The sequence below is a fragment of the Microbacterium sp. Ru50 genome, from assembly GCF_002920555.1.
Classification (GTDB): Bacteria; Actinomycetota; Actinomycetes; order Actinomycetales; family Microbacteriaceae; genus Microbacterium; species Microbacterium arborescens.
In genome coordinates this window covers 165,349-190,389 of record NZ_PQSV01000003.1, presented here as the reverse complement: position 1 = coordinate 190,389, position 25,041 = coordinate 165,349, and the positions used below count along the sequence as shown (strand labels likewise).

Annotated in this window: 29 protein-coding genes; 14 read left to right on the top strand and 15 right to left on the bottom strand. The window is 70.2% G+C overall.

What is annotated here, in order from left to right; genetic code table 11:
- Window positions 1-139: 139 nt before the first annotated feature.
- From C3481_RS13085 to C3481_RS13075, 3 genes are read left to right on the top strand one after another with little or no spacing between them, the layout of a single operon-like run.
- Window positions 140-898 carry a hypothetical protein gene (locus C3481_RS13085; protein WP_103842711.1) on the top strand — a complete coding sequence of 253 codons (759 nt, stop codon included), beginning with the start codon at window positions 140-142 and terminating at the stop codon, window positions 896-898.
- Window positions 898-1,512 (top strand): hypothetical protein, encoded by a 615-nt coding sequence (locus tag C3481_RS13080; RefSeq protein WP_103842709.1) that lies wholly within the window; start codon window positions 898-900, stop codon window positions 1,510-1,512. Before C3481_RS13085 ends, C3481_RS13080 begins: the two co-directional genes overlap by 1 nt.
- A complete protein-coding gene (locus C3481_RS13075; protein WP_023953812.1) occupies window positions 1,509-1,739 on the top strand; it encodes a helix-turn-helix transcriptional regulator in 231 nt (76 codons plus the stop codon). The genes C3481_RS13080 and C3481_RS13075 overlap by 4 nt, the downstream gene beginning before the upstream one ends.
- 52 nt (window positions 1,740-1,791) lie before the next feature.
- On the opposite strand, the gene C3481_RS13070 is transcribed toward C3481_RS13075, so the two are convergent.
- Window positions 1,792-2,286 (bottom strand): DUF1269 domain-containing protein, encoded by a 495-nt coding sequence (locus C3481_RS13070; protein ID WP_103842707.1) that lies wholly within the window; start codon window positions 2,284-2,286, stop codon window positions 1,792-1,794.
- A gap of 300 nt (window positions 2,287-2,586) precedes the next feature.
- On the opposite strand from C3481_RS13070, the gene C3481_RS13065 reads away from it, so the two are divergent.
- From C3481_RS13065 to C3481_RS13050, 4 genes are all read left to right on the top strand, one after another.
- Window positions 2,587-3,321 carry a hypothetical protein gene (locus C3481_RS13065; protein WP_103842705.1) on the top strand — a complete coding sequence of 245 codons (735 nt, stop codon included), beginning with the start codon at window positions 2,587-2,589 and terminating at the stop codon, window positions 3,319-3,321.
- Window positions 3,322-3,498: 177 nt separating this feature from the next.
- The gene (locus C3481_RS13060) at window positions 3,499-4,104 is read left to right on the top strand and encodes a hypothetical protein (protein WP_137750806.1); all 606 of its coding nucleotides are present in this window, start codon (window positions 3,499-3,501) and stop codon (window positions 4,102-4,104) included.
- Window positions 4,105-4,191: 87 nt separating this feature from the next.
- Window positions 4,192-4,719 carry a S26 family signal peptidase gene (locus C3481_RS13055; protein WP_103842703.1) on the top strand — a complete coding sequence of 176 codons (528 nt, stop codon included), beginning with the start codon at window positions 4,192-4,194 and terminating at the stop codon, window positions 4,717-4,719.
- A gap of 118 nt (window positions 4,720-4,837) precedes the next feature.
- A complete protein-coding gene (locus C3481_RS13050; RefSeq protein ID WP_103842702.1) occupies window positions 4,838-7,459 on the top strand; it encodes a helix-turn-helix transcriptional regulator in 2,622 nt (873 codons plus the stop codon).
- Window positions 7,460-7,470: 11 nt separating this feature from the next.
- Here C3481_RS13050 and C3481_RS13045 read toward each other — a convergent pair whose 3' ends face one another.
- Together C3481_RS13045 and C3481_RS13040 are read right to left on the bottom strand one after the other, a co-directional pair.
- Window positions 7,471-8,358: an SDR family oxidoreductase gene (locus tag C3481_RS13045; protein WP_103842700.1), complete on the bottom strand. Its 888-nt coding sequence runs from the start codon at window positions 8,356-8,358 to the stop codon at window positions 7,471-7,473.
- A gap of 118 nt (window positions 8,359-8,476) precedes the next feature.
- Complete coding sequence (locus tag C3481_RS13040) at window positions 8,477-9,232, bottom strand: DeoR/GlpR family DNA-binding transcription regulator (protein ID WP_103842698.1); 756 nt, start codon at window positions 9,230-9,232, stop codon at window positions 8,477-8,479.
- Window positions 9,233-9,277: 45 nt separating this feature from the next.
- Between C3481_RS13040 and C3481_RS13035 the strand changes: the two genes are divergently transcribed.
- Window positions 9,278-9,679, top strand: coding sequence for a polyphosphate kinase (locus C3481_RS13035; protein WP_023953792.1), 402 nt, complete (start codon window positions 9,278-9,280; stop codon window positions 9,677-9,679).
- 73 nt (window positions 9,680-9,752) lie between these two features.
- A complete protein-coding gene (locus C3481_RS13030) occupies window positions 9,753-10,268 on the top strand; it encodes a septum formation family protein (protein ID WP_023953790.1) in 516 nt (171 codons plus the stop codon).
- A gap of 66 nt (window positions 10,269-10,334) precedes the next feature.
- Here C3481_RS13030 and C3481_RS13025 read toward each other — a convergent pair whose 3' ends face one another.
- The gene (locus tag C3481_RS13025) at window positions 10,335-10,736 is read right to left on the bottom strand and encodes an arsenate reductase ArsC (RefSeq protein WP_023953788.1); all 402 of its coding nucleotides are present in this window, start codon (window positions 10,734-10,736) and stop codon (window positions 10,335-10,337) included.
- A 56-nt stretch (window positions 10,737-10,792) separates the two neighbouring features.
- On the opposite strand from C3481_RS13025, the gene catA reads away from it, so the two are divergent.
- From catA to C3481_RS13010, 3 genes are read left to right on the top strand one after another with little or no spacing between them, the layout of a single operon-like run.
- A complete protein-coding gene (gene catA / locus C3481_RS13020; protein ID WP_023953786.1) occupies window positions 10,793-11,449 on the top strand; it encodes a type A chloramphenicol O-acetyltransferase in 657 nt (218 codons plus the stop codon).
- Entirely contained in the window at window positions 11,446-12,009 is a 564-nt protein-coding gene (locus tag C3481_RS13015) for a pyridoxamine 5'-phosphate oxidase family protein (protein WP_023953784.1), read from the top strand. Before catA ends, C3481_RS13015 begins: the two co-directional genes overlap by 4 nt.
- A complete protein-coding gene (locus tag C3481_RS13010) occupies window positions 12,006-12,413 on the top strand; it encodes a GNAT family N-acetyltransferase (protein WP_023953782.1) in 408 nt (135 codons plus the stop codon). The genes C3481_RS13015 and C3481_RS13010 overlap by 4 nt, the downstream gene beginning before the upstream one ends.
- Before the next feature lie 99 nt (window positions 12,414-12,512).
- Here the strand turns inward: C3481_RS13010 and C3481_RS13005 are convergent, their stop codons facing one another.
- From C3481_RS13005 to mbhE, 7 genes are all read right to left on the bottom strand, one after another.
- Window positions 12,513-13,004 carry a hypothetical protein gene (locus tag C3481_RS13005; protein WP_103842696.1) on the bottom strand — a complete coding sequence of 164 codons (492 nt, stop codon included), beginning with the start codon at window positions 13,002-13,004 and terminating at the stop codon, window positions 12,513-12,515.
- Between the two features lie 127 nt (window positions 13,005-13,131).
- A complete protein-coding gene (locus tag C3481_RS13000) occupies window positions 13,132-13,461 on the bottom strand; it encodes a monovalent cation/H(+) antiporter subunit G (RefSeq protein WP_103842694.1) in 330 nt (109 codons plus the stop codon).
- A complete protein-coding gene (locus C3481_RS12995) occupies window positions 13,458-13,715 on the bottom strand; it encodes a monovalent cation/H+ antiporter complex subunit F (RefSeq protein WP_023953776.1) in 258 nt (85 codons plus the stop codon). The genes C3481_RS13000 and C3481_RS12995 overlap by 4 nt, the downstream gene beginning before the upstream one ends.
- Window positions 13,712-14,074, bottom strand: a complete 363-nt coding sequence (locus C3481_RS12990) for a Na+/H+ antiporter subunit E (RefSeq protein ID WP_023953774.1) — start codon at window positions 14,072-14,074, stop codon at window positions 13,712-13,714. The genes C3481_RS12995 and C3481_RS12990 overlap by 4 nt, the downstream gene beginning before the upstream one ends.
- A complete protein-coding gene (locus C3481_RS12985) occupies window positions 14,071-15,591 on the bottom strand; it encodes a monovalent cation/H+ antiporter subunit D family protein (protein ID WP_103842692.1) in 1,521 nt (506 codons plus the stop codon). Before C3481_RS12985 ends, C3481_RS12990 begins: the two co-directional genes overlap by 4 nt.
- Window positions 15,588-15,971, bottom strand: coding sequence for a sodium:proton antiporter (locus C3481_RS12980; RefSeq protein ID WP_103842690.1), 384 nt, complete (start codon window positions 15,969-15,971; stop codon window positions 15,588-15,590). The genes C3481_RS12985 and C3481_RS12980 overlap by 4 nt, the downstream gene beginning before the upstream one ends.
- Window positions 15,968-18,745 (bottom strand): hydrogen gas-evolving membrane-bound hydrogenase subunit E, encoded by a 2,778-nt coding sequence (mbhE, locus tag C3481_RS12975; protein ID WP_103842688.1) that lies wholly within the window; start codon window positions 18,743-18,745, stop codon window positions 15,968-15,970. The genes C3481_RS12980 and mbhE overlap by 4 nt, the downstream gene beginning before the upstream one ends.
- A 272-nt stretch (window positions 18,746-19,017) precedes the next feature.
- On the opposite strand from mbhE, the gene C3481_RS12970 reads away from it, so the two are divergent.
- Window positions 19,018-20,532: a sodium:alanine symporter family protein gene (locus C3481_RS12970; RefSeq protein WP_258039122.1), complete on the top strand. Its 1,515-nt coding sequence runs from the start codon at window positions 19,018-19,020 to the stop codon at window positions 20,530-20,532.
- Between the two features lie 100 nt (window positions 20,533-20,632).
- On the top strand, window positions 20,633-21,277 hold the full coding sequence (locus C3481_RS12965) for a TetR/AcrR family transcriptional regulator (RefSeq protein WP_103842684.1): 645 nt from the start codon (window positions 20,633-20,635) through the stop codon (window positions 21,275-21,277).
- 84 nt (window positions 21,278-21,361) lie between these two features.
- Here the strand turns inward: C3481_RS12965 and C3481_RS12960 are convergent, their stop codons facing one another.
- The 4 genes from C3481_RS12960 to C3481_RS12945 form a co-directional block, all read right to left on the bottom strand.
- On the bottom strand, window positions 21,362-21,754 hold the full coding sequence (locus tag C3481_RS12960) for a VOC family protein (RefSeq protein ID WP_023953762.1): 393 nt from the start codon (window positions 21,752-21,754) through the stop codon (window positions 21,362-21,364).
- A 100-nt stretch (window positions 21,755-21,854) separates the two neighbouring features.
- Complete coding sequence (locus C3481_RS12955; protein ID WP_103842682.1) at window positions 21,855-22,847, bottom strand: LacI family DNA-binding transcriptional regulator; 993 nt, start codon at window positions 22,845-22,847, stop codon at window positions 21,855-21,857.
- Window positions 22,848-22,923: 76 nt separating this feature from the next.
- A complete protein-coding gene (locus C3481_RS12950; RefSeq protein ID WP_308457285.1) occupies window positions 22,924-23,832 on the bottom strand; it encodes a phosphotransferase in 909 nt (302 codons plus the stop codon).
- Between the two features lie 112 nt (window positions 23,833-23,944).
- On the bottom strand, window positions 23,945-25,027 hold the full coding sequence (locus tag C3481_RS12945) for a MupG family TIM beta-alpha barrel fold protein (RefSeq protein WP_103842680.1): 1,083 nt from the start codon (window positions 25,025-25,027) through the stop codon (window positions 23,945-23,947).
- Window positions 25,028-25,041 lie beyond the last annotated feature (14 nt).

The following is a 25,041-nucleotide window of genomic DNA, read 5'->3' as shown; positions in this document are numbered from 1 at the left end:
TACGAAAGAGAGTAACCAGGCACGGATACGGGTATGCCCGTGTTCGCCGTCGGCATAGCGTTACGCGGGGTTGCGCTCGGCAGGGTCAGGCCATAACGTTTGTCGATAACAACGACTATCGATATGGAGCGTCCAGAGAATGCTGGTCTTGTGGAACATCGGCCCGATCCTGGTGATCGCGGTGGTGATCGTCGTCGCGGCCACCGTGTTCGGTGTCGCTGCAGCACGCGCACGCCGTCGCGGCGAACCTTCTCCCGTCGTGAGCGTCGCACTGACTCTGTCCGCGCTGTGGGCGGCCTTCGGCCTGCTCGGCGCGGCCATCTCCGTGGTTCAGAACCTCGCCGCCGACGCGCCGCGCATGAGCGTTCCGGTCGCGACATTCTGGCCCGAGCTCCTTCCGGGAGTCACGATCGATGCGGGCCCGACGGCCGAGGTCGTCGGCGGCGGCTTCACGGTCGCCGAGGTAGATGCGGCAGGCATCAGCCCTCTCGCGCGCGGGCTTTGGACCGCCGGGCAGGCGCTGTGGTCGCTGATACCCGCCGCGATCGCAGCGCTCATCGCCGTGGCCTGCTTCCAGCTCCTGGCCGGACGCGCCTTCACCCGCATCATCGTGCGCATGACGATGGCGACCGCTGTCATCGTCGCTGCCGGCGGAACCGCCGCTCAGGTGCTCTCGGACATCGCCGGGACCATGGCCTCGCAGGAGCTCTTCGCCCGGGAAAGCGCGGGGTGGAGCGAGATCCCCGGAATCGACGACCCGCTCGCCTGGTGGCCGGAAGCGACTCTCAACATCACCCTGCCGTTCTGGCCGATCGCCGCGGGCCTCGGGCTCGCCGCCCTCGCCGCGGTGTTCCGGTACGGCTCACGACTTCAGCGCGACACGGAAGGACTGGTGTGATGACCCTCACCCGTGGACCCCGGTCGGATGCCGCCGACGCGATCACCGTCCTCCTCCTCGGCATCGGCGCCGCGATCACCGTCGTGCTGACGGTCATCGCGCGTTTCGTGGACGTCTTCCGCGAGGCGGGCGTCGCGTGGAGGATCGACATCGACGACGAACCGTTCTCGGCATCCGTCGGATCCGGCACGGGATACGTCGACGGCATCGTGCAGAACGCCCTCGTCATCGCGCCGGAGGTCGATGGCGGAACGGCGGCCGCGCTCGCCGGCTCGATCATCGCGTGGGGCGTCGCATCGCTCCTCGTGATCCTCGCGGTGATGTACGTGGCGCGCAGCTTCTTGCGCGGTCGGTTCTTCGTCCCGGCGACCGCTCGCGCCTTCGACATCATCGGGTGGGCGCTCGTCGGAGGAGGATTCGTCGTGCTCGTCCTCGAGAACATCGGGCGTAACGGCATCCTCACCGCCCTGGGTGTCGACGAGGTCGAACCGCTGCACTTCCTCGACTTCTGGCAATGGGCGCCGGTATGGGCGGTCGGTGTGACCGTCGGCCTCATCGCGGTCGCCTTCCGACGTGGCGTGCGCCTGCAGCGCGACACCGAGGGCCTCGTGTGAGCCCGGCAGACGACGACGGCCCAAGCGGGGTCCATTGCCGCCTCGACGAGTTGCTCGCCGAGCGCGGGATGACCCTCACGCGCCTGTCCGAGATGGTCGGCGTCTCGGTCGTGAACCTCTCGGTGCTCAAGAACGATCGCGCCCGCGCCATCCGCTATTCGACGCTCTCCGCGATCTGTCGGGCGCTCGACTGCGAGATCGGCGACCTGCTGGTCCGCGCGGACTGACGAACCGGGCCGGGGTGCGGCGAATGACACCCCGACCCGGACGCGCCCCGGATTACCGCGTGCTGCTGAGGTCGTGGATGAGCTCTCGCTCGTCCTTCTCCGACAGCGACGTCTGCACGACGGTGCCGTTGTAGCCGGCGAGCGCCGACGCGAACTTGTCCGTCGTGATCTTGGTCGCATAGAGCACGACCGCCGACTTCCCGGCGGAGACGGCGGACTTCACGCGGTCGCGGAACTCGGCATCCAGATTGGTCTTGTCGAGGCCCGCGAACAGCGCCCCGAACAGTCCGCCGAAGACGAGCCCGGCGATGGGCACGAAGAACAGGATGCCGATCAGCGCCCCGAACAGCGCTCCGCCCGCGGCGCCGGCTCCCACCTTCCCGACGACGCCGGGGTATTCGACCTTCGTCTTCCCCTCGTCGTCGACCTTGACCAGGGCGAGGCCGGCGAGTTCGACGACCAGGTCGTTCTGGAGAGCCTGAATCTCGTTGTAGGCGGCTTCGGCATCCGCCTCGGTGTCAAAAGCGATCACGATCAAATCGGCCATGAAATCCTCATTCCGTGTGGTTCGTCCCCTCGGGGGCGACGGTATCTCCGCGTCGGAACAGCAACAAGGGGGGTCGGGGGCGCCCCCGGAGCGTCGCCCTCCGCTTTCGGCCCGCACTCAGAACGCGACGAGCGGCACTCAGCCGCACCGCGATGAGCACGCAATCCGAACCGGGCGTCCGCCGCCAGACAGAGACGCCTGCGAGCATCTGACCGGAGCGCCGCAGCGGATCCGGCGCGTCCATGGGGGCGTGCCGCACGACGCTGACCGATGCGCTCTCGTACAGGAGAGGAGCGCACCGTGCCACACAGAGAACGACGTCCGCGACGAGCCCCGAGGCCGAAGGCGAACGCGGCTCCGGAGCGACGCTCCGGACAGCTCCTCCACCGGATCGGCTTCGCCACGGCAGCCCTTCTCGGGCTGACGTTCACCGCCGGCGCTCCCGCCAGCGCGACCCAGGACGAGGGCCGTACCGATCCGCCCGGCCTCGTCCTCGAGGGATCGCCGCTGATCCACTCCTTCGACACGGCCCGCCCCGGCGACAGTGTGGAGGCTCGCTGGACGCTGACCGCGCACCGGGAGGCGGACTACAGCTTCGAGGGCGTCTTCGTCACCGTGGGCGACGTGAGCGCGCCGCTCGCCGAAGCCCTCGCGATCGAGTACGGCATCGGCGGTGAGGACGGGACGGCGACGCGCTGGCTGCCCGCGGGAACCCTGGCCGATCCCGTCCCCTACTCCACGGTGACGGGCGCCTCCACCATGGTGGGCCCCGGCTCGACGAGCATCCCGGTCCGAGTGACGCTCGGCGACGCCTCCGATCTACCGTCGGGTCAGACGCAGAGGGTGACGGCGAACTTCGAGCTGTCGTACATCGCGGGCACGCCGAGCGACGCCCCCGGCCATGGGAACGGGCTGGCGGCCTCGGGCGCCCCGTCGTCGATCTGGCTGGTGCCCTCGCTCCTGGCCGCGCTCGCCATGGTCGTCGGCCTCCTCTTGCGCCGGCGGGAGCAGCATCACGACGCACCCGGCACCTAGGTGTGCGTGCGCCCACCCGGGGCACGCACCTAGGTGGGCACTCGTCGTCACTCACCTGACCCGGCTTCGCGGCTGAGGGATCCCGCGCGATTCCTAACCTCTGATTAGCCGCGCAGCAACGGCGACCCGGGCAGAACATCCCGGTCGGGTGCGGTTTCCCATACGAAACGAGTGGAGATGACGATGGAGAAGACGATGGAGAAGACGCAGTCGAACAAGAACCGGAAGAAGCTGCTGGCCGTGATCGCGGCGGGAGCCCTCGGCGTCGGGATGGTCGGCGTCGGAGCGAACTGGGACCACGTGACGTCCATCGTGGACAACCGGTTCTCGGCGACGGCTCCCGGAAGCGACATCGACGACATCGGAGGCGCGCTCCTCACGGTCGCCGGCGCCCCGATCGACCACGTCTTCGACACCACGAAGTACAACCAGTTCGTCGACGCGACCTGGACCGTCACCAACAAGGGCGGTGACGCGGCGCAGTACGCGGCCAGCTTCGAGACGCGCGGCGACATCTCGCCGAACCTCGCGCAGAACCTGCAGGTCCGCTACGGCGTCACCGACGCCTCGGGTCAGGTCACGAGCTGGGTCGCGGCCGGAACGCTGGCCGAGCCGGTCGAGTTCACGACGGCCCTCGGCCTGGCCTCCGCGATCGAGGGCAACGCCTCGATCCAGGTGCCGGTGCGCATCCTGCTCGAGGACCCGACGGTCCTCGAGGGCGACGCCGGTGACGAGCACCGCGTGACGGCCGACTTCGTCGTCAGCTACATGAACCCGGCGTGATCGGCCTCGGGGGCGGCGCCCTCCCCGCGCCGCCCCCGAGCCTTCCCGGAACGCACCTTGACCCGTGCCCGACCGAAAGGACCGCGCATGATCCGCGCATTCCTCCGCAGCAGCGCGGTGCTCCTCCTCGTCCTGCTGGTGCTCCCCTTCGCATGGACGACGGTGAGCGGCGACCGCTTCGTGACGGTCTCGAGCGGCTCGATGGTGCCGACTTTCCAGGTGGGCGACGTCCTCTCGGTACAGAACCCGACCGGAGACGAGCTCCGGAAAGTGGGAGAGGTCGTCGTCGCCTCGCTCGACCTCGGGTCGGGGCAGAGCCAGTACGTGCACCGCGTCGACTCTCTGACGGAGGACGGCGCCTGGCTTCGCGGAGACGCGAACAGCAGCCGCGACCCGCAGCCGGTCACGCAGGAGCAGGTGCTCGGCACCCCCCGCTTCGCGCTCTCGGGCATCGCAGCTCGAACCTTCGCGTACCTGCAGAGCATCGAAGGGCGTCTGACGGTGTCTGCGCTCGCCCTGACGCTCTTCATCATCCCGGCTCAGCGGCGCCGCCCGCGCCCGGAGGCGGAGCGCGTCGACATGGGGTCGCCTCGTGAGATGCAGCTGCTCAGCTGAGACGGGAGCACGGCGGTCCTGGAAAACTGACAGCGGTCAGTGCCAGATTGTGTGTGGGAGGCACCCGGTTCTCGGTCATCGAGAGCCCTCACCGCCCACGCACCGAAAGGAAGCGCGCTTGTCCGTCAGATCCCATGAGACGCATCGCATCGTCGAACTCCTCCGCCAAGGGACCAGCGTCGAACTCGTCGGGATCCGCTGGTCGGGCAGATCCGAGATCCTCAGCCAGGTGCGGAGCACCCTCGCCGATCTCGACTACATCATCCTCAACGTGGTGGGGACGGCATCCCACTCCCCGCTCGAGGCGCTGCGCGTGGCTCTCCCGCCCGCGTATCGGAGAGCGGTCGCAGAGGAGGGCGGAACGGCCGCCGCGATCAGCGATGCTCTCGCCCGATACCTCTCCAGCGGCGACAGCGTCGTGATGATCGACGATGCAGACCTGCTCGACTCGGCGTCGTGGTCCGCGCTGATCCAGCTGCACCGGCTGCTGCGACGCCCGATCGTCGCGTCGACTCTCCGCCGCGCGCTGACCGACCCGGACGAGCACCTGCTGATCAAGGCCGCCCATCCCGTCGTGCAGATCGCGCTCGAGGGATTGCGGCTCGATGTCCTTCATTCGCTCCTGGACGAGAGGGTCGACGGATCGCTCGCGCCGAGCGTCTCGGCGCGCATCCACATGGATTCGGCGGGAATCCCCGGTCTGGCGGTCGCACTGCTCGACGGGGCGCTCGCTCACGGACTGATCTGGCGCTCGGGGGACCAATGGGTCTCCGGCCCCGCGCTCTGGTCCGACGACGCCCGCGGCGCCTACGAGTCGGTGCTCTACTCCTACCGGCCGGAGATCCGGGATGCCGTGGAGCTACTCGCCACGACGGGAACGGTGGAGGTGACCGCGGCGTGGGCCCTCCTGGGCGCCGACCTGCTCGAGGAGCTGGAGGACAATCAGCTCGTGCGCGTCACCGAGGTCGGTGCCGATCGACGCGCGATGGTCGCCGTGCACCCGCCCGGGCTGGGGGATTACTTCCGCAATCAGCCCGCGACGGCACGGCGCCGGCGCATCCTCAGCCACGCGACCGACAGACTCGCGCACGAGAGCTCGCGTCTCGACACGCAGACTCGCGCCCTGCTGCTCGAGCGGCTCCGCCCCGCCGGTGTTCCGCAGCGGTCGGCGTCACCGACACCGGCTCCGCTGCAGCTGGCAGACGTCCCGGCGGTCTCGCGCATGTTCACCGAGGCCTTCGACGTCCAGGTCGGTGTCGCGCGGGCGCGATGGCAGGAGGAGGGCGACCCCGGCGCTGCCGTGCGCTACCTCGGACTGCTCATGACGGGGCCGAGCGACCCGCGCGAGATCGAGGACGTCATCGGCCGGTGCTCCGAACTGTTCTACGGCACCAGCCGGGATCATGAAGCGGAACTGACACTGCGCCATTTCCACTCGCGCTGGCTTCTATCGCGCGGCGCCGATCTGTCCGACGTCGTGCGCCCTCTCACGGAGAAGGTCCCGACGGGATTCGCCTACGCCGAGGCGCTCGACACCCTCGCCCGCGCTGTCCGCTGGGAGCTCGAGGGAGTCACTCCCGATGACGAGCGAGTGCTCGCCGCGCGGGCCGCCGCGGGCGGGCTCGGCGCCGACATCGCCGGGGTCCTGCTTGCGGCCTGCCACCTCGTCTCCGGACGGATCGCCGACTGCATCACCGTGCTCGACGGCCTCGACGACGAGCTCCGGCCATGGTTGCGCGTCGGAGTCGTGCTGATGCGCGGGCTCGTCCTCTACACGACGGGACGGGTCACCGAACTCGTCGACATCGCCGCGGGGGGCGCGCAGCGGTCGATCTCCGCGCTGGATCGCATCGGGTTCGCGTGCCACTCCTACCTCGGCGCACTCGGTCACCTCGCGCTGGGAAACCTCGACGAAGCGCAGGACGCGCTCGCGATCCTGCTGACGACCGGGATCAGCGCCAAGACCCTCTACTTCTCGCCCGACCGGGCGGTGCTCGTCCTCATGGCGGTCATCTCCACACGCGCCGGACACGAGAGCGCGGCGTCGGGGTATCGGGAGCATGCCGCGCAGATCGCCGGGGCGTCGGACGGCATGGTGCTGAGCGACCTGCGCTGGACGGAGGCGTTCTCGGTCGCCGTCAGCGGGGCGACCGAGGTCGCGGCCGAGATCTTCGCCGAAGTGACACGCGACGCGCGACGCCGCGGGTACGGCCTCGCGGCGGACCTGGCAATGCTCGCCTCCCTCTACATCCACTACGACCCCGAGCTCGCCGCGCAGGTCGCCGACCAACCGCAGCGCTTGGGCGGGCCGATGTACGCGATCTTCCTCGAGGCCCGCGCCGCCGCCCACGCGCAGGACCCGGCCCGAGTCGAGGCTGCCGCCCGCGGGCTGCGCGGCGAGGGGATGGCGACCGAAGCCCTGAAGTACTTCAACCTCGCCGCGCACCTCTATCGAGATCACGGCGACAACGACCGCGCAGCGGCCTGCCGAGAAGCGGCCCGCGAACTGGCCGACACGAACGTCAGACGGACGCGGCGCGACCGCACGGCGATGCTTCTCACACCGCGCGAACGCGAGATCGTCCAGCTCATCGCGGCCGACATGTCCAACGGCGACATCGCCGCCAAGCTGGTCCTGAGCGTTCGCACGGTCGAGAATCACATCCGCAACATCCGCCGGAAGACGGGAGCGTCCACCCGGGGCGAGATCGTCGCCCTCGCCTCGACGAACAAGCGCTGAAGCGCCTCCCCTCAGCCGACCAGGCTGAAGCCGCCGTCGCTCGTGAGCACCTGGCCGACCAGCCACGACCCCGCCGGGCTGCAGAGCCAGCCGATCAGCTCGGCGGGGTCCTGGGGACGCCCGACGCGTCCGAACGCCGTCGTCGCCAGCCAGTCGTCGAAGTCGTCGAGCGAGCGGTCGGTGGTGTCGGGGTCGAGATAGCCCGTGTTCACCGGTCCGGGGTTCACGGTGTTGAGGATGATGCCGAGCTCGAGCAGCTCCGCCGCGACCGTTCCGGTGACGCCTGCGAGGGCGGCTTTGCTGGTCGCATAGGCCACCTCACCGACCATCGGACCGTGGATCTGGCCCGACGTCATCCACACGACGTGCCCGCGGGGTGCGTCGTACGGTTTCGACCCCGAGATCCGGTCGCCGGGCCGGCGGGGCACCGACGGGACGTCGGCGAAGCGGGCGGCGAACGCCGCGGTGAGGAGCAGGGTCGCACGGGTGTTGACGTCCCAGAACGCGTCGAGACGCTGGGGCGTCATATCGAGGATGCTGCCGTCGTCGCCGCTCTTGGCGTGGTTGCAGACGAGGATGTCGAGCGCGCCCGTCACCGCGGCCGCCTCATCGACCAGGTCGGCCGCCGCCGTCGCGACGCTCAGGTCGCCGGCGATGTCGGCGAAGCTCGCGTCGCCCACGAGGTGAGAACGGATGCCGTCGCGCACAGCGTCGAGATCGTCGCCGCCCCACGGCAGGTCGAGGTCATGCGGCCGGTGGTGATGGATGACGACGTTCGCGCCGAGTCCGGCGAGGGTGGTGGCGACGGCGAAGCCGATGCCCCGGCGGCGCGAGACGCCCGTGACCAGGGCGGTCTTTCCGGTCAGCGGCAGAGCGGGCGCAGCAGAAGAAGCGTGCATGGGTGAACCTTTCGATCACGTCGGCGTCGACGCGCGGATGGGGGGTCGGAAGCGAGTTCACCGGCATTGCATGGCGCTCAGCCTAGCGAGCTGCGACGATCACGTCACCCGGAACGCGTCACCCGGCGCCGAGCAAAGGAACGCCGCGGCGGTCGAGGGCCGCCAGGCTGGTGGCCGGAGCCGCGGGATCGACGATGACCCCCGTGACCTCGTCGAACGGCAGCACCGTGAACGGCGACACCGCGCCGATCTTCTCCTCGCTGCCGAGGACGTAGGTCTCGGCAGCGCGCTCGGCGAGCACGCGCTTCATGGCCGCTTCGTCGGCATCGCCCGTCGTCAGGCCCGCGTCGGCGTGGATGCCGGTGACCCCGAGCAGGAAGCGGTCGGCCCGCACCATCCGGGCGGCCTCGACCGCCGCGGCACCGCTCGCGACCGCCGAGTGCTTGAACAGCCGCCCGCCGATGATGATGACCTCGGCCGCGTGGTCGAGCAGCGCCGCGGCCACGGTCGGACTGTGGGTCACGATCGTGCACGTCAGTGCCGGATCGAGCGCTCGAACGGTGGCGAGCGCCGTGGTCCCCCCGTCGACGATCACGGTGCTCCCCGGCTCGACGAGGCCGGCGGCGAAGCGGGCGATGCGCTGCTTGCTCTCGGTTGCGACCGCCTGACGCGACGCGTAATCGGCGACCGCGGGCGACGCCGGAACCGCACCCCCGTAGACGCGAACCGCGAGGCCGGCGGCATCCAGCTCGCGAAGATCGCGGCGGATGCTGTCTTCGGAGACCCCCAGCTCGGCAGCCAGCTCCTTCGCGACGATGCGACCGTCGGCGCGGAGCCGCGCGAGCAGCAGATCTTTTCGCGATGCGGCAAGCATTCCGACTCCTTCACGTTTGTGCATGTTTATGCATACTATCGAGCCATGACCGCACAAGCCACGACCGATTCCCTCATGATCCTCATCGCCGGACCCTATGCGTCGGGCACCGGCGGCGACCCTGCCCTGATGCGGCGCAACCTGGATCGCCTGGAGGAGGCGGCGTGGCCGCTCTTCGAGGCCGGGCACATCCCGATGATCGGCGAGTGGGTCGCCCTGCCCGTGCTCTTCAGTGCAGGAGCCTCGGGTCCCACCGACCCCCTGGCCGAGAAGGTGATGTACCCGGTCGCCCATCGCCTGCTGCAGCGTTGCGACGCGGTCCTCCGCCTGCCCGGCGAGTCGCGCGGCGCAGATCAGGACGTCGCGATCGCCCGAGAGCGGGGCATCCCCGTCTACACGGCCCTTCGCGACGTGCCCGGTGTGGCGTGGCGTGAAGCGTTTCATTGAAGCGGCGGATGAACACTCAGGAGAATCATCAGGATTTCCCAGAAATGGCGGAAAGTGGATAGAGTCGGTCGACGTGAACACTGCTCGTCGACTCCTCGCCCTGCCCGCCGCCGCGCTGACCGTCGCCCTGCTCGCGACCGGTTGCTCCACGCTCAACGCCTTCACCGGTGGCGGAGCGGCCGCCCCGGTCCGTGACGAGTCCGGCGCGATCGCCGAGTCGAACGCGAGCACCGACGTCTTCGCGATCCGCGTCGGCGACTGCATGCTCGACTCCGGCACGGCCGACACCGAGGTCACCGAGACTCCCACCGTCCCGTGCAGCGAGGCCCACGACCTCGAGGCCTACCACGCACAGGACATCGACGCCGACGAGTTCCCCGGCGTCGAGGCGGCCCAGACCGAGGCCGAGCAGGTCTGCTACGACGCGTTCGCCCCCTTCGTCGGCATCTCGTACGAGGAGTCGGTGCTCGGCTTCAACTACTACGTCCCCACCGCAGGCAGCTGGGACGCCGGCGACCGTGAGATCCTCTGCCTCATCGGCGACCCGCAGGGCCAGGTCACCGGCACCCTCGCCGGCGCCGCGCGCTGACGCTTCTTCTCGATCGCCCGCAACGGACACCCGTCCGCTGCGGGCGATCGTCGTTTCGCGGCGCCGTCAGATGAGCTCGTCGACCAGCTGACGGATGCGCTCGCGGATGTCGTCGCGGATGGGGCGGACGGCGTCGATGCCCTGACCCGCGGGGTCGTCGAGCTTCCAGTCCTCGTAGCGCTTGCCGGGGAAGAACGGGCAAGCGTCACCGCATCCCATCGTGATGACGACGTCGGATGCCTGCACGGCCTCGGTCGTGAGCACCTTCGGCTGCTCGGCGGTGATGTCGATGCCGAGCTCGGCCATCGCCTCGACCGCGACCGGGTTGATCCGATCGGCGGGCATGGACCCGGCGGAGCGGACCTCGATGCGGTCGCCGGCGATGTCGCGGAGGAACCCCGCGGCCATCTGCGAGCGACCGGCGTTGTGCACGCAGACGAAGAGAACGGAGGGCTTGGTGTCGGTCATAGTGCCTCTACTTTCGCGCATCTGCGGCGCGACGGCTGCTTTGGGAGGATGAGGACATGCACGACGCCGCCCCCATCGACCTCGACACCTGGCCGCGACGGCGGCACTTCGACCACTACCTGCGCACCGTTCGCTGCACCTACTCGATGACGGTCGAGATCGACGTGACGGACTTCGTCGCGGCGGTGCGCTCCTCCGGGCGCCGCACCTACGTCGCGCAGATCTGGGCGATCGCGTCGATCGTCAACCGCCATCCGGAGTTCCGCATGACGCTCACCGCCGACGGCGCGCCCGCGGTCTGGCCGGAGGTTCAGCCCTCGTTCACCGTCTTCCACCCCGAGACCGAGACGTTCTCGAGCGTCTCGGTGGCCTTCGACCGCGACTTCGCCGCCTTCCACGACGCCGCTGCCCGCGTGATCGCCGATCACGCCGGCAGCACCGAGCTCTTCCCGCAGGGTCCGCCTCCCCCGAACAGCTTCGACGTGTCGAGCCTGCCGTGGACCGACTTCACCGGTTTCAACCTGAACGTCGAGGGCGTCGAGGCTCACCTCGCGCCGATCTTCACGCTCGGGCGCTACGTCGAGCGTGACGGACGGATGCTGCTGCCCATGGCCGTGCAGGTGCACCACGCCGCGGCCGACGGCTTCCACACCGCTCGACTCGTCAACGACCTGCGCGAGCTCTTCGCCGACGTCGCCTGGCTCGCAGCATGAGCGCGCTGCGCGAGTGGCTGCGCTCGCAGGCCTCGCTGACCGGCACCCCTCCGGCGTTCGACACCGACCGGCTCCCCGCATCGCCGGTGACGCTGTTCGAGAAGTGGATCCACCAAGCAGCCGCCGCGGGTGTCGCCGAGCCCCACGCCGCGACCCTCGCGACGGTCGCCGCGGACGGCATCCCCGATGCCCGCACACTGATCGTCAAAGACGTCGACGACCGCGGCTGGGCGTTCGCGAGCACGCGCTCCTCCGCGAAGGGCGGGCAGCTCGCAGCGCAGCCCGCAGCAGCCCTGGCGTTCTGGTGGCAGCCGGTCATGCGCGCCGTGCGCGTGCGCGGGCCGGTCTGTGAGGCGAGCGCGGACGACACCGCAGCCGACCTCGCGGCACGGTCGGAGGCGGCACGCCGGGACGTCGCGGAAGGCGACTGGGCGCTGTGGCGCATCGAGGCGACCCGCGTGGAGTTCTGGCAGGGATCGCTCGACCGTCGCCACACCCGCGTCGTCTACGAGCGCGATGGGGCGGGCTGGCGGCACGCCCTGCTCGGAGACGCAGGATGACGGTGCACTACTCTTTCGCGCCTCCCACGGCCGCCGAGTTCGCGATGCTCTATGGCGAGACGGGCTGGGCCGAGTGGTCGCTCGAGACCTTCGAAAACGCGCTCGCCGGCAGCTGGGTCGTGTGCACGGCGCGTGATGACGACGGTCGCCTGATCGGCCTCGGTCGCCTGATCAGCGACGGCGCCCTGCACGCATTCGTCACGGAGATGATCGTGGCGACGGCAGCGCGTGGCGGCGGCATCGGGAGCGAGATCCTGCGGATGCTGGTCGACGAGTCACGTCAGCGCGGCGTGAACGACATCCAGCTCTTCGCCGCGCGCGGCCGAGCCGCGTTCTACGAGCGCCACGGCTTCGCTCCCCGCACCGCCGAGGGTCCGGGCATGGACATCGTCGCCGAGCGCTGACCCCTCGCCCCGGGCGGTCGGCTCGCCAGGATGTGCGGATGCGCGGGGCGCCGGATCCGCACATCCTGGCGACTCGACGGGCGGTGGCGGCGGCGGGGCTCAGAACTGCGACGCGGCAGCGGCGGAGTGGATGCTGCGGTCGCGGATCTCGTTCCAGGTGAGCGCGACATTCCCGACCGGGCCGGCCGCGGTGCCCGCCACCTCTTCGACGCGGTCGAGCAGACGCCGGGTGTCGGTGCACGAGCTGATGTCGACGACGGCGACATCCACGTAGCGACCGCGCGCCCGTTCGAGATCGGCGTGCAGCCGGGTGGCGAGCGCTGCCGCGGCCGCATGCATCTTGCGTTCGGGGACGCGGTCGGCATGCCGCAGCAGGACGACCAGGTTCCGCAGCGCCGCCAGACCCGACGCGTGGGCGAGGAGGGAGTCGTAACGCTGCTTGAGTTCGATGCGGGAGCGGCGGGCCGTCGGCTCCGCCTCCAGATCCACCGTCCACACCAGGCAGGTGGGCTCGCCCTCGGTGGCGAGGGACGCGATGGCTGCCGCCATCGGTTCGGGTCGGTCACCGGCAACGGCGATGCGGGGATTCACGGGAGCCCTTCGGGTAGCGGTCATCGTCTTGCCGACCAGACTTCCCGGCGCACCTGCTCGGTCTCACGGCCGAACACCCTCACCATATGCCACGGCGCCCGCGCCCCGGCCCGCCCCACCGCGCGTGTCACGCGTCCTCGTCGAGAGCGGCGGTATCGGTGCCGTCGCTGAACCGATGCCCCGAGCTCGCCGCGGCGCGGGCGATGACGATGGCCGCCACCGCCGAGGTGATCAGCTGCAGGAGCACCGCGAGCACGACTTTGACGACGTTGTCCACGGTCGGGACCTGCAGCACCGCGCCGACCGTGATGAACGCGACCCCCAGGCCGGCCGCAGTGGCGACGGCCGAGATGCGCGCGTAGGGGTCGGGGAAGCGCCGCAGGCCGACCGCGGCGACGACGAAGATGAGCGCGCCCAGCAGGGCGATGATCTGACCGATGAGCTCGAGGATCGTCATCGACGCCCTCCCGTCAGCGCGCGGGCCAGCGAGACCGCCGCGAGGAAGGCGACGAGGGTCGCGACCAGCACGAGGTCGAACGTGCCCTCGCGCGCCAGACGTACGCCGACGAGCGCGACGAGCCCGACCAGGCTGAAGGTGAGCAGGTCGGCAGCGATGACACGGTCGGCGGGGGTCGGGCCGCGCAGGATGTGCACGACGGACGCGATCATCGCGATCGCGCATCCCGCCGCGGCGAGGTCCAGCAGATTCATCTCGGTCCTCCCAGTGCGACCGCGCGCGTCATCCGGCGGTCCATGTCGGCGAAGTCGGCCAGCGCCGAATCGGTGTCGCGGTGGTACAGCGAATGCACGATGACGAAACGCGCCCCGGCATCATCTCGCGCCGCGCCGAGGGCCAGCGTGCCGGGAGTCAGCGTGATGAGGACGCTGATCGCGGTGACGTGCAGGTCGCCCGCCGACCCCAGCGGAAGCCGAACGACGCGTGGCGTCGCGGCCAGCCCCGGGCTGAGGATGTCGCCGAGCACTCTCACAGACGTCAGCGTGAGCTGCGCGGCGAACCAGCAGACGAAAGCCGCGAATCGGAAGGGCAGAGTGAGGATGCTGAGGATCACGGCAGCACCGCCCCGACGTAGCCGGTCGTATCGAGCAAGCCGGCGGCCGCGACCTCCGCGAGGGCGAACAGCCCCTGCGCGCCGAGCCCGAGGGCGAGGGTCGCCGCAGCCAGCACGACAGCCGGCACCGCGAGCGCTGCGCGGGTCGTGGGGCGCTGCGCCACCGCGAGCCCGCCGCGCCGGACCGGCCCGACCGGCCCGACCGGCTCACCGCCGCTGACTGTGCGGGCGAACACGGCGTTGAAGATCTTCAGCATCGACAGCAGGGTGATCAGGCTCACCACGATCGCGATGACCGCCGCCGCGACCTGTCCGTCCTCGACCGCCGCGACGAGCAGCATGAGCTTCGCGAAGAAGCCCGAGAACGGCGGGATGCCGGCGAGCGACAGCGCTGCGACCCCGAAGGCGACCATCAGCACGGGTTCACGGCCGACACGACCGCGCAGGTCGTCGAGGCGGTCCGTCCCGAATCGGGTCTCGATGGCGCCCGCAGACAGGAACAGCGATGCCTTCACGATCATGTGGTGAAGCAGGTAGAAGATGCCCGCGGCCAGACCCACGGGGGTGAACAGCGCGACGCCGAGCAGGATGTAGCCGATCTGGCTGACCATGTGGAAGGCGAGGATCGACCGCATCCGGTCTTCGCCGACCGCGCCGAGCACACCGATCAGCATCGTCGCGCTGAAGACGGCCACGCCGATCCAGAGGTAGGTCTGGTCGCCCTCGAAGCCGACGGCGTAGATGCGGTAGATGGCGTAGATCGCGACCTTCGTGTGCAGACCCGAGAACATCGCGGTGATAGCCGGCGTCGTCGACGGGTACGCGCGGGCGAGCCACCCGTGCACGGGGACCACGGCAGCCTTCATGGCGAGCGCGAAGAGGCAGACCCCGAGCGCTGCCGCCACCAGCGGCGACTCCTGAGCAGCGCCGGCAAGCTCGGCGAGGTTCACCGTGCCCGCGACACCGTAGACGAGCGCCACCCCGCCCAGGAAGACCGTGGAGACGAACAGGTTGAAGGTGACGTAGAGCCTCGAGCCGGTCACCGACTCGTCGGTGCCGCGCCCGCGACGCGAGAGCACCAGAAGCCCGTACGAGGGCAGCAGCATGACCTCGATGAAGACGAAGAGGTTGAACAGGTCGGCCGTCAGGAGCGCGCCGTTCACTCCCGCCGTCAGCACGAGGACGAGTGCCGGGAAGAGCCGATTGCGACCGGTGTCCGCGACGATCGCGAAGACGACACAGACGAGGGTGAGCAGGCCCGCCACCGTGAGCATGAGGGCGGAGAAGGCGTCGGCGACGAAGGGGATGGCGATGCCGTTGGGCCATCCGCCGATCCCGTGGGCGACCACCGATCCATCGGCTGTCGCCCACACGAGCCCGGCGGCCGCGATGATGTTCGCCGTCAGGATCGTCAGGAGCAGGACGATCGCCCACCGATGACGATGGCGCGCGAATGCGGCGACACCGCTCGCGAGGAGAGGCACCGCGACGATGAGCGGAAGCAGCGCGTCGTTCATCGTCGTCCTCCTCGGGTCGGGGCCGGGGCCGCGGCCTTCGCATCGTCGGGCCCTGCATCGTCGGCGCCCGCATCGTCGAGCCCGGCGTCTTCGGACGGGCTGCCCGTGACGGCGAGGACGAGCAGGTAGATGGTGATCGCGAAGGCGATGACGATCGCGGTCAGAACGAACGCCTGCGGCAACGGATCGGCCGTGGTCGCCGGGTTCAGCGCCTCGCCGAGCGGCTCGTCGCGCGAATCGATGCCGCCGGCGCTGAACAGCAGCAGATTGACCGCGTGCGAGAGCAGCACGAAGCCGAGGATGACGCGCAGCCGGTCTTCCTGCAGCAGCAGGTAGACCGCTCCGGCGACGAGCACACCGATCGTGAGGGCGAGGATCACCGGACGCTCCTTTCTGACGAACGGTCGGTTCGGACCGCATCGGCGGGAGACAGACCGAGGCGATTGATGGCGGCGAGGATGACCCCGAAGACCGCGAGATACACACCCAGGTCGAAGACGAGGGCCGTGGTGAGGTGCAGGCTGCCGATGTCGAAGTGCAGCGGCCGGAGGAACGAGCCGTCGAGAAGCCCCAGCACACCGGTGCCGACCGCGATGACGATGCCCGCTCCGGCGATCGCGAGGTAGGAGCGCTCGATCCGCGGGATCTCGTCGCTCGGGGCGGCGAGGTAGATCAGCGCGATGGCGGCGGCACCGATGAGCGCTGCGATGAAGCCGCCGCCCGGGGCGTTGTGGCCGCGCAGCAGCGCATAGGCCGACCCCACCACCATCACCGGCGCCACGATGCGTCCCACGGCGGTGAGGAAGACCGCGTTGACGCGGGCGTTCGAAAGCGCGGCAGCGGTTCCCTTCCCCGACGGACGGTCGACTGCTCGGCGCGCCTCGAGAAGCGCCGTGATCGAGACCGCGGCGATCCCCAGGACGACGAGCTCGCCGAGCGTGTCGAGCGCCCGGAAGTCGACCAGGATCGTGTTCACGATGTTGGTGCCGCCGGTCAGCTCCTTCGCCTCGCGGAGGAAGAAGGCGGCGACGTCCGAGAGCTCGCGGTGTCCGGTGAACATGAGCGCGGCGAGCGTCGCGGTCACCCCGGCGGCGAGCGCGGCGATGGCTGCGAGCACGCGTCGTCGCGGGCGCGACGGGCGCAGGCGGCGCGGCATCCGGCGCAGCACGAGCACCATCACCACGACGGTCAGGATCTCGACGAGGAGCTGCGTCACCGCGACATCCGAAGCCCCCAGAACCAGGAACCACAGCACGACGGCGAACCCGGCCACACCCACGCTGATGATCGCGGTCAGGCGGCGGGTGGCGACCGAGACCGCGATCACCCCTGCCGCGACGAGCAGGAGCAGGAGCAGATCGAGCACGAGGAACGGCTCGTCGTAGCGCGGCCAGCCGCGCCACAGCGTGGGCAGCGCCGCCGCGGCGGCCCCGATCAGCAGGATCGGCACGACGAGGTTCGCGGCGGGGGCGTCGGAGCGCGTCAGGTCGCCGACGCGGCGTCCGAGCGCGATGATGCCCCGCTGCGCGTGCTGGACGGCGAGGACGCCCGACCACCGCTGCGGTGCCGGCGGAGCGGGAGCACCGCGCAGCCGGAGGCCGACCAGCGTTCCGAGCACGATCGCCGTCAGCGACAGCAGCAGCGCCGCGTTCACACCGTGCCAGAGGTAGACGCCCGAGACGGATGCCACGTCGACGCCCGCGGCCCCCGCTGCCGCAGGTCGCACGACCGGGTCGAGAAGCGGCGCCCCCGCCCCGAGAGCCAACCCCAGGATCGCCGGGACGGATACCGCGACCGACATCGCTCGGGTGTCGCGCCAGGGGCGTGCCTGCGGCCCGTGCTCACCGGGCCGAGCGGCACCGAGGCGACCGGGCAGCAGGGGAAGCACCAGGCGCACGCTGTACGCCACCGTCAGCACGGCTCCGGCGGCGGCCACGATCGCGAGCGTCCATGACAGCGCAGGCGAAGCCGCCGTGAGGAACGAGTCGAGAAGCAGCTCCTTGCTGATGAACCCGAGCATCGGAGGGATGCCGGCCATGCTGACCGCCGCGAGGATCAGCATCGCGGCATCCCAGCGAAGAATCCGCCATGATCCGCGGAGCTCGGTCAGGATCCGGGTCCCGGTGCGCTTCTCGACCAGTCCGACGCCCATGAAGCCGGCGGACTTGAACAGCGCATGAGCGACCACATGCGCGCTCGCCGCGAGCATCGCCGTCGGCGTGCCGACGCCGATCACCGCGACCAGAAGGCCGAGCTGACTGACGGTCGAGTACGCCAGCAGCTCCTTCATGTCGGCGCGCCGGACCGCGAAGAACGCCCCCATGAGAGCCGTCCAGAGCCCGACCCCCACGAGAAGCGGCGACCAGATCGCCGCCGCAGACGCGGCGGGCGCGAAGAGCATGAGCAGGAAGATCCCCGCTTTCACCATCGCCGCCGCATGCAGATAGGCGCTCACCGGGGCGGGCGCCACCATGGCATCCGGCAGCCAGGCGTGGAACGGGAACTGCGCCGACTTCGTCATGGCCGCGATAGCGACGAGCACCGCGACGATCGTCGCGAATCCCGGGTCTTCGCGCCACAGCGGGTGGGCGAGGACGGTGGTGAGTTCGGTGGTGCCGGTGCGGGCGATCAGGGTCACAACGGCGGCGAGGAGAGCGAGACCGCCGGCGGCGGTGACGAGAAGCGTACGCGTCGCAGGCTCTTTCGCCGCGGGGCCCGAGCGGAGGATCAGCAGATACGAGCACAGGGTCGTCAGCTCCCACGCCACGAAGAGGACGACGAGGTCGTCGGCCAGGACGAGGGTGAGCATCGCGGCCGCGAACGCCGTCATCAGGCCGTAGAAGCCCGGCGATCGAGGCTGGCGCAGGTAGGAGGTGGAGTAGACGAGCACCACCGCGCCGATCGCGAGCACCACGACGGCGAACAGCAGCGCCAGCCCGTTCAGCCGGAGGCGCAGCGCGATGTCGAGTGCGGGGATCCACGGCACTGATTCGCGCACGACCTGCTGCGGGTTCCATGCCGAGAGCACGAGCCCGAGCACCCCGAGCATGCCCCCCGCCAGAGGCCACCCGGCGTACCGCCCCGTCAGGCGTACGAACGCAGGGGCGAGGGCCACTAACAGCCAGGCTGCGGCGACGGCAGCGATGAGAGTCATGCGCGCCGCCGCCCGGTCAGGGCGTTCGCGGGCGCGCGGCAACAGAGGGCAGGCAGGACAGTGAGCACGGATCCTCCGGGTTCGATCGACGACTACGTGCCGACCAGACTTCCCGGCTCACCAGCTGACAGCGTACCGGGGGCCACCTGGGGGAATCAGGTGCGCGCGAACGCTTGACATCGCACACATGAGTGGTTTTTCACGCGACCGGTGCGTGGCGTTCGGTCGCGTCGCCCTCGCACCGGGCACTCCGAGTCGTCATACTGGCGAACATGGATTCGACGGGCATGGATGCCGTGAACGACTGGCTGCTCACGTGGGGCGACCATCTCTGGACCTGGATCGTCCTCCCGGTCGTGGTCCTCCTCGGGCTCTACTTCACCGTCCGATCGGGCGTCGTGCAGTTCCGCCTGATCCCCGAGATGTTCCGCACCCTGACCGACAAGACGCCGCAGACCGCGGACGGCAAGCCGCAGTCGGTCTCCGCCTTCCAGGCCTTCACGATCTCCGCGGCCTCCCGCGTGGGAGTCGGGAACATCGCCGGCGTCGGCACCGCCATCGCGGTGGGCGGCCCGGGTGCGGTGTTCTGGATGTGGGTCATGGCGTTCGTCGGCGGAGCGTCGAGCTTCATCGAATCGTCGCTGGCGCAGCTGTTCAAGACGCGCGACCGCGGCAGTTTCCGCGGCGGCCCGGCGTACTACATGCAGCGCGGTCTGGGCGCCCGGTGGCTCGGCATCCTCTTCGCCGTCATCCTGATCGTCTGCTTCCCCTTCGCGTTCAGCTCGCTGCAGGCCAACACGATCTCGGCGACCATCAGCTCGAGCGTCGGCGGCGACCTGCCCTGGCTGCCGTGGGTCATCGGGGCGGGCATCGCGCTCCTCACCGGGCTCGTCGTGTTCGGCGGGGTGCGCCGCATCGCCTCGGTGACGCAGGTGCTCGTGCCGATCATGGCGCTCGCCTACCTCGTGCTCGGCGTGATCGTCGTCGCGCTGCACCTCGACCGGATCGGGCCGGTGTTCGCCGAGATCTTCACGTCGGCCTGGGGCTTCAACGAGGTCGTCGGGGCTGCGTTCGGCTATATCGTCCTCACCGGCGTCAAGCGCGGCATGTTCTCGAACGAGGCGGGGCTCGGCTCGGCCCCGAACGCCGGCGCGAGCGCCGCCGTGACCCATCCGGTGAAGCAGGGCCTCGTGCAGACCCTCGGCGTCTACTTCGACACGTTCCTCGTGTGCTCGGTGACCGCCTTCATCATCCTCGTCTCCGTCCCCGACCTCGCCGGGGCCTCACGCGGCATCGATCTGACGCAGGGAGCCCTCGTCGACACCCTCGGTGAGTGGTCGAACATCGCCCTGAGCATCATCATCTTCATGCTCGCGTTCTCGTCGATCCTCGGGAACTACTACTACGGCGAATCGAACATCGAGTTCATCTCGACCAACCGCACCGTGCTGACGGGGTACCGCGTGCTCGTCGTCGCCGCCGTCCTCGGCGGATCGGTCGTCGGAGCCGACCTCGTGTGGAACTTCGCCGACGGTGTGATGGGGCTGATGGCGCTGACGAACCTCATCGCGATCGCGCTGCTGTCGGGCATCGCTTTCCGGCTTCTCAAGGACTACACCGAGCAGCGGCGCGCCGGGCTCGACCCCGTATTCACGCGCGAGCGACTGCCCGGTGTCCGCGGCATCGAGTGCTGGGAGGACGAGCTCACCGTCACCGGCCCGATCGACCTGCCCGTGCGCGCACGCCAGGCCGCCAAGCACCGCGACCACCTGCACGACCGCCGATGACCGTCGGCTCGACGGCTCATGACCCGCCGATCGCGACCGAAACGCTTCGCATTGCCGCGCGCGCTCCGCACCATGCGGGGGTTGCCGCCAGGATGAAGAGATGCCGCGCGTGATCCAGACGCCCCGAACCGCCATTCGAGGCCCATACGCCAAGAGCGCGCGCACGCGCACGCTGATCCTCGACGCCGCCTTCTCCGTCTTCGCGGGCGCGGGCTACCGCAAGGGCTCGCTGCGCGAGATCGCCGACCGCGTCGACATGAGCGAGGCTGGGCTGCTGCACCACTTCCGCAACAAAGCCGAGCTGCTGCTGGCGGTGCTGGACCACCGTGACGACCTCGCGCGCAGCAGGTTCTCGTTCGAGGAGCACTCGGGACGCGATGCGCTGGAGGATCTCGTCGCCCTCGCCGACTACAACTCGACGATCCCGGGGGTCATCGAGCTGTTCTGCACCCTGTCGGCGGAGGCGACCTCACCCGACCACCCCGCCCACGACTTCTTCCGGAACCGGTACGAGACCAGCCGGCAGATCGTGGTCGACGCGCTCAGCGTCATCCGGTCGGAGGGCGGCCTGCGGGCGGACGTCGACATCCCCAGCGCCGCCGCGCGGTCGATCGCGGTGTGGGACGGCCTGCAGATCCAGTGGCTCCTCGATCGGACGACGCTCGATATGGCCGACGAACTGCGCGCCTGCTTCGACGAGTTCCTTCTCGAGGACCTCGCCCCCGCCCGTCGCGCCACCCCCTGACCCGGGGCCGACCGTCGACTCGCCAGAGTCTGCGGATGCGGGACGGCCCGGAACGGCATTTCCTGGCGAGTCGAGCGTCGGGGCTCAGGAGAAGCCGATCAGCCACGTGAGGCCGTAGCGGTCGGTGACCTGCCCGTCGTGGTCGCCCCAGGCACGACGCTGCAGCGGGTCGATGATCGTGCCCGCGTCGGCCAGCAGGTCGAACCAGCGGCGTGACGTCTGCTCGTCTCCCGCGCCGAGGAGGGCGAACATCATCCCGGACATCGACGGCCGTGCGGCACCCCCGGGATCATCGGCTCCGAACAGATCCACGTGGCCGCGCAGCTCGCCGTGCGCGATGAGATCTCCACGTCCGTCCCGGCGACCGAAGTCGGCGAAGGTGTGGAGCTGGAGTTCACCGCCGAACACCGACCTGTAGAAGCGGAGAGCTTCGGCGGCGTCGCCGGCGAAGTGGAGGTAGGGAACCGGCGCGGGCATGCCCGAACGCTACGCCCGTCCCCCGGCGCGCGCCCCCGTCGACTCGCCAGAAGATGCGGATGCCGGGCCCCCGTGACCCGCACAACCTGGCGACTCGACGTCAGGAGGACGGGGCCGCAGTCGACTCGCGCCAGACCACGTGCTGGAGGGGACCGGCGGCGGACGGCGGCTGCTCACCCCGCATGAGCGCGATGAGCCGGTCAGCAGTCCGGCGGCCGAGCTCGACGTAGTCCATCGACACACTCGTGAGGGAGGGCGTCTGGAATGCACTCGTCGGCGAGTCGTCCCAGCCCGTCACGCTCACATCCCCCGGCACGGTCCAGCCGCGCTCGAGGGCTCCACGGATGGCGCCGGTCGCGATGAAGTCGTTGGCGGCGATGACGGCCAGCGGGAGCGAACCCTCGTCGAGCGAGCGGATCGCGTCCAGGCCGGACTGCGCGCTCCAGTCCCCTTCGACGACTCCGACGGACTGCACGCCCAGGCGAGCGACCGTCGCCTCGTACGCCCGACGGCGCGCATCCGCCGAGGGATAGCTCCGCGCTCCCGTGATGTGCAGGAACCGGCGGTGCCCGAGCTCCGCGAGCCGCTCGACCATGCTCACGAGCGGGTGCACGTCGAGCATCTCGCCCGAGACGCGCATGTCGTCGTCGAACTCGGCGAGCGTCAGGACCGGGACGTTGGGATCGACGTGCACGAGATCATCGCCCGGCACGGGCGCGTAACACAGGATGCCCTCGAACTGCCGGGAGTCGATCATCTCCAGCAGTCGCGGACGACGCTGGTCCGGGGCGTTGGGGATGCTCTGCACTTCGACGTCGTAGCCGGCGGCCCGCGCGCGCTCGATCGTGCCGGCGATGAGCGGAGCCGAGTGGAACGCGGTGATGGGGAGGACGGCCGCCAGGCGGCCCGTTCGCGTCGTGCGCATCGAGCGGGCGGCGAGGTTCGGCCGGTAGTCGATCTCGCGCGCCGCTTCCAGCACCCGCTCGCGAGTGGCGGCGGAGATGCCGGCGCGCCCGGTGAAGACCTGCGAGACCGTCGATTGCGACACGCCGGCACGCGCTGCGACGTCGCGGCTGGTTGGCCGTTTCCCCATGACTGCCTTTCCTGGCATGTGACTCTACCGACGTTCGTCGACGACGGCCTCTCGCGATTGATACTACGTATCACTGCTACGTACCAGTAATCGCCCTGCCCCGGCTCCGCGGCATCCGTCGACTCGCCACGATGTGCGGATGCGGCGCACCCCAGACCCGCCATTCCTGGCGAGCCGACGGAGGGACAGAGGGACCGGGGGTCAGGGGGGTCAGGGCCCGGGACCACAGGGGGCGGTGGCGGTCGACGAAATCGCGGACGGCGGCCCAGTGGGCGCCGTGCCCTTCGACGAACATCGTCGCCCACGGTTCACGACCCGACCGGTGCGAGGACTCGAGGAGCGCATACATCGCATCGACCCGGTCGCTCATCGCGCGCGGCAGCTGCGCGCGCAGCGCGGCCGATGCGCCGTAGCCGTCGACGAACGAGCCCAGGCGCCCCGCGGCCACCGCCGGCTCCTCCGCGGGGTCGCCGAGAGCGAAGGTCTGCGCGGCGTAAGCGAGGTCCCACAGCCGTGTGCTCGGGGCCGCGGCATCCCAGTCGATGAAGACCCAACGCTCCCCCACGACCAGGTTCCAGGGCGCGAGGTCGTTGTGACACACCAACTCGTCACCCGGCGCCGCGATCGCCGTCTCCCAGATCGCGCCGGCGGGCGCGACGAACGCCGCAGACGCGTCATGGATGTCGCGGACGAGGGCTCCGACGCGTCGCATCTGATCGAGGCCCATCGGGCCCGCGTCGATCGCGAGCGTCCCCTCGACGAACTCGGTGACCTGCCTGCCGGTGCCGTCGCGTCCGCGGGGCTCGGGAGCGTCGATCCCGCGCGCTCGAAGCGCCTCGACGAACGCGATGACACTGGGAGTCGATGCCGTCCATGCCTTGCGAACGGTGTCGCCGATGCGCACCACGCTGCCGCTCGCATTGCCGCCGTCGAGCCGCTCCTCCCCCGCATCCCCCACTTCCCCCACTTCCCCCGCTTCCCCCACGCCCCCGAGCGTAAGCCCCACCCCCCTCTATCCCCGTCGAGTCGCCAGAAACAGCGGGTCCGGGGCCGACCGCATCCGCATTTCGTGGCGACTCGACGGGTCGAGGCGGGGGTCAGGAGGGGAAGGGGATCAGGCGGAGGAGTTGGCCGGGGCGCAGGTCGTCGATGATGCCGCGGTAGGGCGCCGCGACCTCGCCGATGCGAGCCTGACCCGCGTCGAGCGGGCGATCGACGCGCATCAGGTGCACCTCGCCCCGGTACCGCCCGTAGACGTCGAGGTCGGCCTGCAGGCTGCCGCGCTCGCGCGCATCGGCGTTGCGGATGCGCGAAGGACGGATGCCGCCGCGCGTCTCGTCCAGCCGGAAGGATGCCGCCGCCTCCTCGACCCGCAACCGCCAGGGCCGCTCCACCAGCACGGATGCCGCGGCATCGAGCCCCACCACCGGCAGCGTCACCGTGCCCGTCGCCTCGAACTCCGCGATCCAGGCCGCGTGGTCGTCGGCCACCGCGCCCTCGGCGCAGACGACGACCGCCTCGGGAACGAGCCGCCGCAGTTGGAGGTACGAGCGCCAGGCGTTGCGGTGCCGCTGCTCCTCGAGCGTCGGCAGACCGAGGTGCAGCGGTGCACGCAGCTCGCGCTCGCCGGGGATGAACGCGAACACGGGCATCCCCCGGTCGAGGAACAGCCGCGACTGCGCCACGAGGAACGACGTCGTGAGTCCGGTCTCGGGGCGCGGGTAGAAGTTGTGCCACCCGGCGACGGGCAGCCCCGCCAGCTCGTCGAGGAACGCCGCGTCGACGGTGCTCGCGTTGACGGCGATGCGGCACCCCGAGGCCTCGGCGATCCGGCCGATCTCATGCGCGTCGAAGCCGTAGTCGAGTCGCAGCATCGTGATGCCGCGGCGCGCGAGCCAGCCCCACCCCTCTTCGCCGGCCACGACGTGCTCGAGCGCGACGGGCGAGACGTCGGCGCAGAAGGTCAGTCCGTCGTCGTCGTGCGCCGCGCGCAGCACGTCGCCGAACGCATCAAGCTCGCCGGTGTCGACCATGTGCAGCGAGGTGAACAGCATCCGCTCGTCACCGCAGTCGACGGACGCGGCGGGCGCCGCTGAGGTCGACTGCGCCGTCGCGAGCACCTGATCGATGACGGCCCGCCGCGTCTCGGCGGCATCCGTGGGGTAGATCGAGAACAGCATCGGGGCGCTCCCGT